Below are 12401 nucleotides of genomic sequence, written 5' to 3'. Positions count from 1 at the left end.
CCGGCGGTTCTGCCGCGACAGGTTGCTGTTTGAACCGCCATGCCCTCTCCCCCGACCCCTCTCCCACAAGTGGGAGAGGGGAGACACCAACAGGCAAATCAGGCCATGGACATTTTCGGAATTCCACTACCTGCCATGCTGTCCCAGCTGTTGCTGGGCCTGGTCAATGGCGCTTTCTACGCGATGCTGAGCCTGGGGCTGGCCGTGATCTTCGGCCTGCTCAACGTGATCAACTTCGCGCACGGCGCGCTTTTCATGCTCGGGGCGGTGCTGGCCTGGGCGGGCATGGAATACGCCGGACTCAACTACTGGGTGATGCTGGTCCTGTCGCCGCTCGTGGTGGGCCTGCTGGGCGTCATCATCGAGAAGACGATGCTGCGCTGGATCTACAAGCTCGATCACATCTACGGCCTGCTGCTGACGCTGGGCATCACGCTGATCATCGAAGGTATCTTCCGTTCGATCTACGGGGTCTCCGGCCTGCCGTATTCGCCGCCCGACGCGCTGCAGGGCGCCACGGACCTGGGCTTCATGATCCTGCCGAACTATCGTGCATGGGTGGTGGCCGCGTCGGTGGTGGTGTGCCTGGCCACCTGGTTCACGATCGAGAAGACCAAGCTGGGCGCGTACCTGCGTGCCGGCACCGAGAACCCGAAGATGGTGGAAGCCTTCGGCGTCAACGTGCCGTTGATGGTGACGCTGACCTACGGCTTCGGCGTGGCGCTGGCCGCGTTTGCCGGCGTGCTGGCGGCGCCGGTGATCCAGGTGTCGCCGCTGATGGGCCAGAACCTGATCATCATCGTGTTCGCCGTGGTGGTGATTGGCGGCATGGGTTCGATCATGGGGTCTATCCTCACGGGCCTGGGGCTCGGCGTGATCGAGGGGCTGACCAAGGTGTTCTATCCGGAAGCATCGTCGACCGTGGTGTTCTTCATCATGGTGATCGTGCTGCTGCTGCGCCCGGCCGGGTTGTTCGGGAGGGAAAAGTGATGAGCGGACAAACTGGACAAACGGCTGTGGCCGTCGAGGCCAAGGGCTTCAAGGAAGGTACGGGATTGCAGAAGAAGGTGCTTTACAGCCTGCTGCTGCTGGGCCTGATCGTGGCGCCGCTGGCCGGCGCGTACCCGGTGTTCGTGCTGAAGGTGCTGTGCTTTGCGCTGTTCGCGTGCGCGTTCAACCTGCTGATCGGCTTTACGGGCCTGCTGTCGTTCGGCCATGCGGCGTTCTTCGGCGGTGCGGGCTATGCGGCCGGCCATGCCATGAAGGTGTGGGGCGTGACGCCGGAACTGGGCCTGCTGTTCGGCACGCTGTCCGGCGCGGCCATCGGCTATGTGGTGGGTTCGCTGGCGATTCGCCGCCAGGGCATCTACTTCTCGATGATCACGCTCGCGCTGGCGCAGATGCTGTTCTTCTTCTGCCTGCAGGCGCCGTTCACGGGCGGCGAGGACGGGCTGCAGGGCATTCCGCGCGGCAAGCTGTTCGGGGTGCTGCCGCTGGCCGACGACATGACGCTGTACTACGTGGCCCTGGTGATCATCGTGGCGGCCTTTGCGCTGATCGTGCGCACCGTTCACTCGCCGTTCGGCCAGATCCTGAAGGCGATCCGCGAGAACGAGCCGCGGGCGATCTCGCTGGGTTACGACGTGGACCGCTTCAAGCTGCTGGCATTCGTCATCTCGGCGGCGCTGTCGGGCCTGGCTGGATCGATCAAGGCGCTGGTGCTGGGTTTTGGCACGCTGACCGACGTGCACTGGTCGATGTCGGGGTCGGTGATCCTGATGACGCTGGTGGGCGGCCTGGGCACGCTGTCGGGCCCGATCGTGGGTGCCTTCGTGGTTGTGGCGCTGGAAAACAAGCTTGGCGACATCGGCACGTTCCTGGCGAACCTGACCGGCATTGGCTGGTTCAACGCGCTGGGTGAGTCGGTGACGATGGTGACCGGCGTGATCTTCGTGATCTGCGTGCTGACATTCCGCCGTGGCATCATGGGCGAGCTGATCGCGCTGACTGGCCGCAAATCGGATCGGCACTAGCCGGCGCCCCGGGTGAAGATGGGGCGACATGCCCGATTTTGGGGCTAGGGTTATTGCTGACTTGTTTCATACGCACCGGTTCGTTACATTGCATATACGGTTTTCGCAGGTTACTTGGAGGCGGAAGCGAGGAGACGACAGGCGCGCACCCGGTGTCGGGTAGCAGCAGCCAATACGATAAAGAGGCGTTGCCGGGTGATCCCTGGCAACGCCTTTTTCATTTCCAGCCCCTAAAGAGCCGCTCACGGCACCCATCACGGGCCATGCGCCGGTCAATGCATGTTGGGCATGACCCCCCGCCAGCCCCCATGCGACAATGCCGGCCAGATTTTCCTGGCCGGCCATGTCCACCCCATCCGATTCCCCGAGTTTCCTGGAAGTGCAGCATCAGGTATGCGTCGGCGTTACTGCCGATGGTTTCGCCATCGACACCTGGCTGGACGCGCGCGCGCCGCTGCCGGTGCCCGAGGCGCGCGCCCGACGGCTGTCGCTGGACGTCTTGCTGGAGCAGGGCGGCCACGGCATCTGCCTGCTGGGTGGCGGCACCAGCACGGTGCGCGATCCCGGTGATCCCGGTAATCCCGGCGATGCGCCGGAGGCGCTGGCCTGCCTGATGCCGGTCACGCTTGTCCACAGCCTTGCGCTGGGCGGCCGCGTCGCCATGGCGGCCGAGTGGTGGCCGCCGGCCACCGATGCCGCGGGCTGGCTCGACGCCACCTGCCAGACGTTGGCCGACTGGTGCCGTGCCCATGGCATCCGCCATATCCGCCTGGCGCCGGGGCTGGTGGCCGACGGCGAAAGGGCACCGCAGGGCTTCCAGCGCGATGCCGATGGCCTGTGGCTGCGCAGCCTGATCCCGACGCCAAAACGGCTGGGCTGATGACCCTGGCGGGCGGGATGCCCTCGTCGCCCGCCTGGTGCCGCCTGTCCCGCCTCTTTCGATTCGTTCGATTCCTTCGATCCCTTCGATCCTCTCCGTCCCCTTACTCTTTCGACTGCTCGGACTGTTCAACCATGGAGTTTGCATTTCTGGCCGCGGCCGCCTTTCTGGCCGGCATGATCGACGCTGTGGCGGGCGGAGGCGGCCTTGTGCAGGTGCCGGCGCTGTTCTCGACCTATCCCAATATGTCGCCGGCCACGCTGATCGGCACGACCAAGGTGGCGTCGCTGGCCGGAACATCGAACGCCGCCTTCCGGTTTGCGCGCAGGGTGCGGATCTACTGGGGCGCCACGGGTCCCGCGATGCTGGCAGCCTTCCTGTTCTCGATGGCAGGTGCGTGGACACTGACGATGATTCCGGCCGAACCGCTGCGCAAGGCGCTGCCTTTCGTGCTGCTGGTGCTGCTGGTCTACACGGTGGTGAAGAAGGATCTGGGCACCGAGCATGCGCCGACGCTGTCGGGCGGCCGCGAACGGCTGGCGGCACTGCTTGCCGGCGCCGCGATCGGGTTCTATGACGGCGTGTTCGGGCCCGGTACGGGCAGCTTCCTGATGATTGTGTTCGTGCGCGTGTTCGGCTACGACTTCCTGCACGCGTCGGCTTCGGCCAAGATCGTCAACCTGGCTACCAACCTGGCCGCGCTGCTGCTGCTTTCGGCAAAGGGCCATGTCTGGTGGCAACTTGGCATCGTGATGGCCCTGGCCAACGTGGCCGGCAGCCAGGTGGGCAGCAAGCTGGCGCTGCGCCACGGCAGCCGCTTCGTGCGCAAGGTGTTCATCGCGGTGGTCAGCGCGCTGATCCTGAAGACCGCCTACGACGCGTTCCTGCGCTAAGCCGCGATGGGCCGGCGAGACACCTGAAAGGGCCGCCGGACAACGGAAACCCTCGACTGTTGCGCCTGTGCCGCTGCGGGTTAATCCGGCCTTTTCGTATCACATCGCTGTGTTAGACTCGATTCGCATTCCCGACCGAGCGGTCGGGGAATGCAACTGCGCAATCCGGGGGTAATGGCGCAGGACGGGAAAACGGGACGAACTTCGATGTTCCCGGCTGAGATCGGATGCCAGCGTTGCATCTGCCAAAGAGCCTGCCAGAGTGGGCCACAAAAAAACTGAAGGCATCCGTCGGCCGGAAGCCGGCGGATGCCTTTTTCCGTTTTTGGAATCGAAGGAGACAAGCCATGACGTTCAAGCGCGCCAGCTTGCTGGCACTTGCCGCCGCCAGTCTGTTCTCGGGCGCGGTCAGCGCCCAGGTGAAGGTTGGGGTCACGGTTTCGGCCACCGGGCCGGCCGCCTCGCTCGGCATCCCCGAGAAGAACACCTTCACGCTGCTGCCCAAGGAAATCGCCGGCAAGAAGATCGAGTACATCGTGCTCGACGATGCCACCGACACGACCACGGCGGTCAAGAACACGCGCAAGCTGATCAGCGAAGACAAGGTGGATGTGGTGGTGGGCTCCACCGTCACGCCCAATTCGCTGGCGATGGTGGACGTGGCGGCTGAAAGCGAAACGCCGATGATCTCGATGGCCGCCTCGGCCCGCATCATCGAACCGATGGACAGCAAGCGCGCCTGGATCTTCAAGACGCCGCAGAACGACTCGCACATGGCAACGGCCCTGGCCGAGCACATGACCAGCAACAACGTGAAGACGGTGGCGTTCATCGGCTTCGCGGATGCCTATGGCGACAGCTGGGCGCAGGAATTCGCCAAGGTGGCGGAAATGCGCAAGATCAAGGTGGTGGCCAACGAGCGCTTTGCCCGTACCGACAACTCGGTGACGGGCCAGGTGCTGAAGATGATGGGCACCAACCCGGACGCCGTGCTGATCGCGGGTTCGGGTACACCGGCCGCGCTGCCGGCCAAGGCGCTCAAGGAGCGCGGCTACAAGGGCAAGATCTACCAGACGCACGGCGTGGCCAACCCCGACTTCCTGCGCGTATGCGGCAAGGATTGCGAAGGCACGTTCCTGCCGGCCGGCCCGCTGCTGGTGGCCGAGCAGCTGCCTGACAGCAATGCGGTGAAGAAACCGGCCATGACCTACAAGACTGCCTACGAGAAGGCGTTTGGCGGACAGGTGTCGACCTTCGGCGGCCATGCCTGGGATGCTGGCCTGCTGCTGCAGAACGCAATTCCCGAGGCGCTCAAGAAGGGCCAGCCCGGCACCAGGGAGTTCCGCAAGGCCCTGCGCGATGCGCTGGAGCAGACGAAGAACCTGCCGGTATCGCACGGCATCATCAACATGAGCCCCACCGACCACCTCGGCATGGACCAGCGCGCGCGCGTGATGGTGCAGATCGTCGATGGCAAGTGGAAGCTGCAGAAGTAAGCCGGCAGACGACCGGCTGGCAGGGGTCACACGCTGGGCAACGTAGCAACGCAGGGCGCATGGCAGACCATGCGCCCTTTTTTTGCCCCCGTGATTTCCCGCCACCCTCTAGGCATTGCGCGGCGGAGTCTCTAAGCTGAAGCTGCGGTAGCGGCAGGCACAGGCGCCAAGCACGCGCGCACATTACACGGGCAGACAATGGATCTATCGATTGCGGCCATTCTGGCGCAGGACGGCATTACCTCCGGCGCCATCTACGCGCTGCTGGCACTGGCACTGGTGCTGGTGTTCTCGGTGACGCGCGTCATCTTCATCCCCCAGGGCGAGTTCGTGGCCTACGGCGCGCTGACGCTGGCCGCCATGCAGGCGGGCCATGCACCGCAAACCACATGGCTGCTGCTGGCCATGGGCGTGCTGACGTTCCTCTACGATGGGGTGGCGGTATTGCGCAGCCCCGAGCTGCGGCTGACCGCGCCGCGCCGGGTCCTGATCCTGGCGGGCAAGTACCTGCTGTTCCCGGGGGCCGTGCATGTCCTGGTGCAGCAGTATGGCGGCGAGCCGCTGCCGATGCTGGTGCAGATCGCGCTGACGCTGCTGATCGTGATCCCGCTCGGGCCGATGCTCTATCGGCTGGCCTATCAGCCGCTGGCCGAGGCCAGCACCCTGGTGCTGCTGATCGTGTCGGTGGGCGTGCATTTCGCGCTGGTGGGGCTGGGGCTGGTGATGTTCGGCGCCGAAGGCTCGCGCACGAATCCGTTTTCGGATGCGCGCTTCGAGGTGGGCAGCCTTAGCGTGTCGGGACAGAGCCTGTGGGTGGTGGTGGTGTCCGGCGTGCTGATCGCCGCGCTGTACTTCTATTTCGAGCGCACGCTGCAGGGCAAGGCATTGCGCGCCACTGCCGTGAACCGCCTGGGCGCACGGCTGGTAGGCATCGGTACGACGCAGGCCGGCCGCCTGTCGTTCACCCTGGCCGCCGCGATGGGCGCGCTGTGCGGCATCCTGATCGCGCCGCTGACAACGATCTATTACGAGTCGGGCTTCCTGGTGGGGCTCAAGGGCTTCGTGGGCGCCATCGTCGGCGGGCTGGCGAGTTACCCGGTGGCGGCGCTCGGTGCGCTGCTGGTGGGGCTGCTCGAATCGTATTCATCGTTCTGGGCCAGTGCCTTCAAGGAGGTCATCGTCTTCACGCTGATCATTCCGGTGCTGCTGTGGCGTTCGCTGACGAGCAAGCACGTCGAGGAAGAGGAGTAAGCCATGACGATGCTGACCGACAAGCCGCTGGAGAAGAACGTGGAGTCGCAGAACGGGAATTCGCAGGGCAGGCCGCAATCGCGCCACGCAAATCACCTGCGCGGTGTCATGCGCAACCGGGTGCTGGCGCTGGGCTTTGCCGTCGTGCTGGCGCTGTTGCCGGTGCTGCCGACGCCGGAGTTCTGGATCACGCTTGGTAACTACATCGGGCTCTACAGCATCGTGGCTATCGGCCTGGTGTTGCTGACCGGTGTGGGCGGCATGACCTCTTTCGGACAGGCCGCGTTCGTGGGGCTGGGCGCGTACAGCACGGCGTACCTGACCACGCAGTTCGGGCTGTCGCCATGGCTGGGGCTGATCGTGGGGCTGGTCATCACGATTGCGTCTGCGTACGTCATTGGCCTGATTACGATGCGCATGTCGGGCCACTATCTGCCGCTGGCGACGATTGCCTGGGGACTGTCGCTGTTCTTCCTGTTCGGCAACCTCGAATTTCTGGGCAAATACGATGGCCTGAACGGTATTCCGGTGCTGTCGTTCATGGGCATCGAGCTGCAGTCGGGCCGTTCGATGTTCTATCTGATCTGGGCCGTGGTGCTGCTGGCCGTGGTGGCGATGCAGAACCTGCTCAATTCGCGCCCGGGCCGTGCGATTCGCGCGCTCAAGGGCGGCGGCACGATGGCCGAGGCGATGGGCGTGAACACCGCGTGGATGAAGGTGGTGATCTTCGTGGTGGCGGCGATCCTGGCGTGCGTATCGGGTTTCCTGTACGCGCACCTGCAGCGGGCCGTGAACCCGACGCCGTTCGGGCTCAACTACGGCATCGAGTACCTGTTCATGGCCGTGGTGGGGGGCGTGGGGCATGTCTGGGGCGCCGTGCTCGGCGCGGGCATCCTCACGATCCTCAAGGACGTGCTGCAAGGCCTGCTGCCCCGGCTGCTTGGCAGCACGGGCAACTTCGAGATCATTGTCTTTGGCGTGCTGCTGGTGCTGCTGCTGCAATACGCCCGAGACGGCATCTGGCCGTTCCTGCGCAGGCTGATGCCATCGGGCCCGCCCGTCGTGGCGCCCGATCATGCAGAAGCACTGACGGTACGGCAGAAGCCCGGGGCGGGCGAGCTGATCCTCGATGTGCGCGCGGCGCGCAAGCAGTTCGGCGGCCTGGTGGCGGTGAACGACGTGAGCTTCCAGGTGCGCGCGGGCGAGATCATCGGCCTGATCGGCCCGAACGGTGCGGGCAAATCCACCACGTTCAATCTGGTGACCGGTGTGCTGCCGCTCACGCGTGGCGAGGTGCGCTATCGGGGCGAGGTGATCTCGGGGCTGCCATCGCGCGAGATCGTCAAGCGCGGTGTGGGGCGTACCTTCCAGCATGTGCATCTGCTGTCCACGATGACGGTGCTTGAGAACGTTGCCATCGGCGCGCACCTGCGCGGCGATTTCCGCGCACAGGGTGGCGTATCGGCGGCAATCCTGCGCATGAACCGCGCCGAGGAGCAGAAGCTGCTGTTCGAGGCCAGGCGCCAGCTGGAACGCGTGGGCCTGGCCGACTGCATGTATATGGAAGCGGGCAGCCTGGCATTGGGCCAGCAACGCATTCTGGAGATTGCGCGCGCGCTTTGCTGCGATCCCGCGCTGCTGCTGCTTGACGAGCCTGCCGCCGGCCTGCGCTACAAGGAAAAGCAGGCGCTGGCCGAACTGCTGCGCAAGCTGAAGGGCGAGGGCATGAGCGTGCTGCTGGTGGAGCACGACATGGACTTCGTGATGAACCTGACCGATCGCCTGGTGGTGATGGAGTTCGGAACGCGCATCGCCGAAGGCGTGCCGGAAGACGTGCAGAAGAATCCGGCCGTGCTGGAGGCCTATCTCGGCGGCGTCGAGTGAGGAAATGAGATGAGTCTGATTCTGGAGGTGAAGGACCTGCACGTGCGCTACGGCAAGGTGGAGGCCGTGCACGGCGCCAATCTGCAGGTCCAGGCCGGCAAGATCGTCACGGTGATCGGGCCGAACGGCGCCGGCAAGTCGACCATGCTCAACGCGATCATGGGGGCGCTGCCGGTCAGTGGATCGTCCACCGGTACGGTGCGCTACCTGGGCCACGACATGGCCGGTATCCCCGTGGAGGGGCGGGTGGCACGCGGCATGTGCCTGGTGCCCGAGAAGCGCGAGTTGTTTGCAACCATGACCGTCGAGGACAACCTGCTGCTGGGCGCCTTCCGGCGCAAGCGTGCGGGCGAGCGGAACTACCTCGATCAGATGGACGTGGTCTATGACCTGTTTCCGCGCCTCAGGGAACGCGCAAAGCAGGAGGCCGGCACGCTGTCCGGTGGCGAACGGCAGATGCTGGCCGTGGGCCGGGCGCTGATGGCCAAGCCGCAACTGCTGATGCTGGACGAACCAAGCCTGGGCCTGGCGCCGCTGATCGTGAAGGAGATCTTCCACATCATCAGCAACCTGCGCCAGACCGGCGTGGCGACGCTGCTGATCGAGCAGAACGCCCGCGCGGCGCTGCAAGTGGCCGACTATGGCTATGTGGTCGAAACTGGCGACATGGCGATGGAGGGCGAGGCCGCCGCGCTCGCCAGCAATCCGAAGGTCATCGAGACGTATCTGGGGCTGGCGAAGAAAGCAGCCTAGGGTGACCCGGGGATACGGCCACGGCACGTCTTTGGGTACGTATACATCTATTTGGAAAATAACGGTGCCTGATTTGGCGCCGTTTTTATTCGCAAAACCGATGTTGTTCACAAAACTATCCACAGTGTGGATAACTATTGGCGAACTAGCTCGATGATATCTATCGCCGCAGCCGAAAGCAGCCATTCCCGGAACACTGCCAGGGCCCGATGTTCGCTTTTTTCACGTGGCGCACAGAGGAAATATCCCCGGTTCAGCGTGACCGGAAGATCGAACGGCGCCACCACCTGACCGGCCTGCAAGGCATCTCTGACAAGGCATCGCTGCAAAACGGCGACGCCCATATCGGCCTTCACGGCCTCCAGCAGAATCGACACCTGGTCAAATCCGCGGGCAAGCGCGGGCGCAGCGTTGGGTACGCCCGTGGCCCGCAACCAGTTCTCCCAGTTCCTGGGGGCAGTTGTGTGGAAAAGCAGCGGCTCACCCATCAGGTCTGACGGACTTTTCCACAGATTGGCAGCCTGCCGTGCATGGGCCCGGGCGGGGTGGCAAACCGGCACCATTTCGCGGCCGATGACGTAGTCGACCTGCAGGTGGGGCCAGTGGCTGGCTTCGCCGGTGAGGATCGCCGCATCGGGTTTTGCGCCAGAAAAGTCTTCGTCACGACGATAGGGGACGAAATCGAGCCGGATGTCGGGATGCTTGCGGTGGAAGTCGGGCAGGCGGGGCACCAGCCAGACGCTGGCGAGCGTGGGCACGGCGGACAGGGTCAGGTGATGCTGGCGATCCTCGCCCAGCATGGCCGCACTGGCGCTCTCGATGGCGGCAAGCGGGCCGGTAATAGCGTCCAGAAATTGGCGTCCAGCCTCGGTCAGCGTGAGTTTGTGGGCATTGCGGTGGATCAGGGGCTGGCCGAAATGGGACTCCAGCCGGGAGATGGCGCGGCTGATGGCACCCTGTGTCACGCACAGCGTTTCTGCCGCTCGGGTAAAACTGCCAAGCCGGGCCGCCGTCACAAATGCGTGAAGCTCGGACATCGACGGTGAGCGTATACGCATGGTGACTTGAGAATGAGCTTTGGTAATGGAAGCGTGCAATATAGTCGTTTGTGCAGGGCCGGTAAACTGCCGAAACTCCCCAGCTCGGTACCCCGATTCGAGAACGAAAATACGAGGAGTTTTACGTCATGAACCGAGCCCTGCCTGCCTGCGCCACGCGTCGTCGGCTGATGTTTTCCACAATGTTGTCCACAGCCGTAGCCGCCGTTTTTGGCGGCGTTGCGATGCCGGCGGCAGCACAATCCAACTATCCCAACAAGCCGATCCGTCTGGTCGTGCCATTTGCTGCGGGGGGGACTACCGATCTGTCGGCGCGGCTGGTGGCCGAGTACGCGGGGCGCGAGCTGGGCCAGACCATCGTGGTCGACAACAAGGGTGGGGCGGGCGGCTCGATCGGCATGGAACAGGTTGCGCGGTCGGTACCCGACGGCTACACCATCGGGATGGCGACGGTCAGCACGCATGGCTCCAACCCGGCCGTATACCCCAAGCTGGGCTACGACCCGATCAAGGACTTTGCGCCGGTGACCAATGTGGCGGCCGTCCCCAGCGTCTTTGCCGTGCATCCGAGCGTACCCGCCAAGAACATGCAGGAGTTTGTGGCACTCGCCAAGGCCAATCCTGGCAAGTACACGTTTGCGTCGCCCGGCGCCGGATCGTTAGGTCACGCAAACATCGAAAACTTCATGATGCTGGCCAAGATCGACCTGCTGCACGTGCCGTACAAGGGCGCGGGCCTGGCGCTGAACGACGCGCTGGCGGGGCAGGTGAATGCGATCACTGACAATCTGTCGACCACGCTGCCGCACGTAAAGGCCGGCCGGCTGCGCGCGCTGGCCCTGCTGGGCGCACAACGCTCGCCGCAACTGCCGAACGTGCCCACGTACGCCGAGCTTGGCTACAAGGATATGGGCGATGGCGGCTGGTTCGGTATCGTTGCGCCGGCGGGTACGCCCCAGCCCATCGTCGACAAGCTGAACGCTGCCATCCACAAGGCGATGCTGAATCCCGAGTTCAAGCGCAAGATCGAGGAGTCTGGCGGCACGCTGGTGCCGACCACGCCGGACCAGTTCAAGGCGCAGATCCAGCAGGCCATGGCACGCTACGCGCGTGTCGCCAAGGCCGCCAACATCAAGCTGGATTGAGCCATGGCGATATTCGACACACCTTACCAGGCGGTACAGGGCGATGCGCCGGGCGGCCCGTTTACGCTGGCCCTGCCGGAAGGGCTGGCGCTGCCGCTGGTCTGCGATTCGCCGCATAGCGGCGTCCACTATCCGGCCGATTTCCTGGCTGCCGTGCCGCTGGCGCGGCTGCGTGGCGGCGAAGATACCCATATCGACACGCTGTGGGGAGCCATCCCCAAGGTCGGCGGCACGCTGATTGGCGCGACGTTTCCGCGTGTCTACATCGATCCCAACCGGATGCTCGAGGACCTGGACCCGGAACTGCTGGATGCGCCATGGCCCACGCCGCTGTCGCCGGGCGAGAAAACGCGCCTCGGCTATGGCCTGATCTGGCGGAAGGTGGATGCGGCCACGCCGATCTACGACCGGCAGCTCTCGGTGGCAGAGGTCCAGAACCGCATCGGACGTTACTACCGGCCGTACCATGCCGCGCTGTCCGAAGCCGTGGAGTCCGCATACCGGCAATTCGGCGCGCTTTGGCATCTGAACCTGCACTCGATGCCGAACAATGCCTATGAGCGGCTCAAGATCAACAGCCCGCACCCGCTGGCGGACTTTGTACTGGGCGACCGGGACGGCACGACCTGCGAGCCGGGCATCGTGGATCTGGTGGAGCGGGAATTGAAGTCGATGGGCTACACGGTGTCCCGCAATGATCCGTACAAGGGCGTGCAGTTGATCGCCCAGATCGGAAGGCCGGCGGAGAGGCGCAACAGCCTGCAGATCGAAATCCGGCGCCCGTTGTATATGGACGAGGCGACCAAGGCGCCAAATGCAGGGTTCGCGACGCTGCAGCGTGATCTGGCATCGTTGTCGGAAACCATCGCCGGATATATTCGCAGCCAGCTCTGAACCATGTTTCACGTGAAACAGTGGCGGTAGGGAAGGGCCCCGTGCAAGCGGGGCCTTTTCTTTTGGCCTTGCCCTCGCGCGAGTGTTTCACGTGAAACACACTTTGGTCATCCG

Annotated in this window: 11 protein-coding genes; 10 read left to right on the top strand and 1 reads right to left on the bottom strand. The window is 64.4% G+C overall.

Annotated features, from left to right (window positions below; translation table 11 throughout):
* The first annotated feature begins 105 nt into the window (after nt 1-105).
* The 8 genes from A9J21_RS14810 (at nt 106) to A9J21_RS14775 (ending at nt 9190) form a co-directional block, all read left to right on the top strand.
* Complete coding sequence (locus A9J21_RS14810; RefSeq protein ID WP_066736841.1) at nt 106-990, top strand: branched-chain amino acid ABC transporter permease; 885 nt, start codon at nt 106-108, stop codon at nt 988-990.
* Nucleotides 990-2033 (top strand): branched-chain amino acid ABC transporter permease, encoded by a 1044-nt coding sequence (locus A9J21_RS14805; protein WP_066736837.1) that lies wholly within the window; start codon nt 990-992, stop codon nt 2031-2033. The genes A9J21_RS14810 and A9J21_RS14805 overlap by 1 nt, the downstream gene beginning before the upstream one ends.
* A 343-nt stretch (nt 2034-2376) precedes the next feature.
* Nucleotides 2377-2913, top strand: coding sequence for a hypothetical protein (locus A9J21_RS14800; RefSeq protein WP_231906928.1), 537 nt, complete (start codon nt 2377-2379; stop codon nt 2911-2913).
* Nucleotides 2914-3047: 134 nt separating this feature from the next.
* The gene (locus A9J21_RS14795) at nt 3048-3806 is read left to right on the top strand and encodes a TSUP family transporter (protein WP_066736835.1); all 759 of its coding nucleotides are present in this window, start codon (nt 3048-3050) and stop codon (nt 3804-3806) included.
* A 347-nt stretch (nt 3807-4153) separates the two neighbouring features.
* Entirely contained in the window at nt 4154-5302 is a 1149-nt protein-coding gene (locus A9J21_RS14790) for an ABC transporter substrate-binding protein (protein ID WP_066736834.1), read from the top strand.
* Nucleotides 5303-5500: 198 nt separating this feature from the next.
* Nucleotides 5501-6553, top strand: coding sequence for a branched-chain amino acid ABC transporter permease (locus A9J21_RS14785; RefSeq protein WP_066736832.1), 1053 nt, complete (start codon nt 5501-5503; stop codon nt 6551-6553).
* 108 nt (nt 6554-6661) lie between these two features.
* Nucleotides 6662-8437 carry an ABC transporter permease subunit gene (locus A9J21_RS14780; RefSeq protein ID WP_066736869.1) on the top strand — a complete coding sequence of 592 codons (1776 nt, stop codon included), beginning with the start codon at nt 6662-6664 and terminating at the stop codon, nt 8435-8437.
* A gap of 9 nt (nt 8438-8446) precedes the next feature.
* Nucleotides 8447-9190, top strand: a complete 744-nt coding sequence (locus A9J21_RS14775; RefSeq protein ID WP_066736830.1) for an ABC transporter ATP-binding protein — start codon at nt 8447-8449, stop codon at nt 9188-9190.
* 134 nt (nt 9191-9324) lie between these two features.
* On the opposite strand, the gene A9J21_RS14770 is transcribed toward A9J21_RS14775, so the two are convergent.
* Nucleotides 9325-10248 carry a LysR substrate-binding domain-containing protein gene (locus A9J21_RS14770; protein ID WP_066736828.1) on the bottom strand — a complete coding sequence of 308 codons (924 nt, stop codon included), beginning with the start codon at nt 10246-10248 and terminating at the stop codon, nt 9325-9327.
* A 128-nt stretch (nt 10249-10376) separates the two neighbouring features.
* Here A9J21_RS14770 and A9J21_RS14765 point away from each other — a divergent pair, with 128 nt between their 5' ends.
* Together A9J21_RS14765 and A9J21_RS14760 are read left to right on the top strand one after the other, a co-directional pair.
* Nucleotides 10377-11393 (top strand): tripartite tricarboxylate transporter substrate binding protein BugE, encoded by a 1017-nt coding sequence (locus tag A9J21_RS14765; protein WP_066736826.1) that lies wholly within the window; start codon nt 10377-10379, stop codon nt 11391-11393.
* A 3-nt stretch (nt 11394-11396) separates the two neighbouring features.
* Nucleotides 11397-12287, top strand: coding sequence for an N-formylglutamate amidohydrolase (locus A9J21_RS14760; protein ID WP_066736825.1), 891 nt, complete (start codon nt 11397-11399; stop codon nt 12285-12287).
* Nucleotides 12288-12401: the final 114 nt, after the last annotated feature.

It is taken from the genome of Cupriavidus sp. D384 (genome assembly GCF_001652915.1).
Taxonomy (GTDB): domain Bacteria; phylum Pseudomonadota; class Gammaproteobacteria; order Burkholderiales; family Burkholderiaceae; genus Cupriavidus.
Note: the sequence above shows the minus strand (reverse complement) of the source record. Positions and strands in the feature narration are given on the sequence as shown.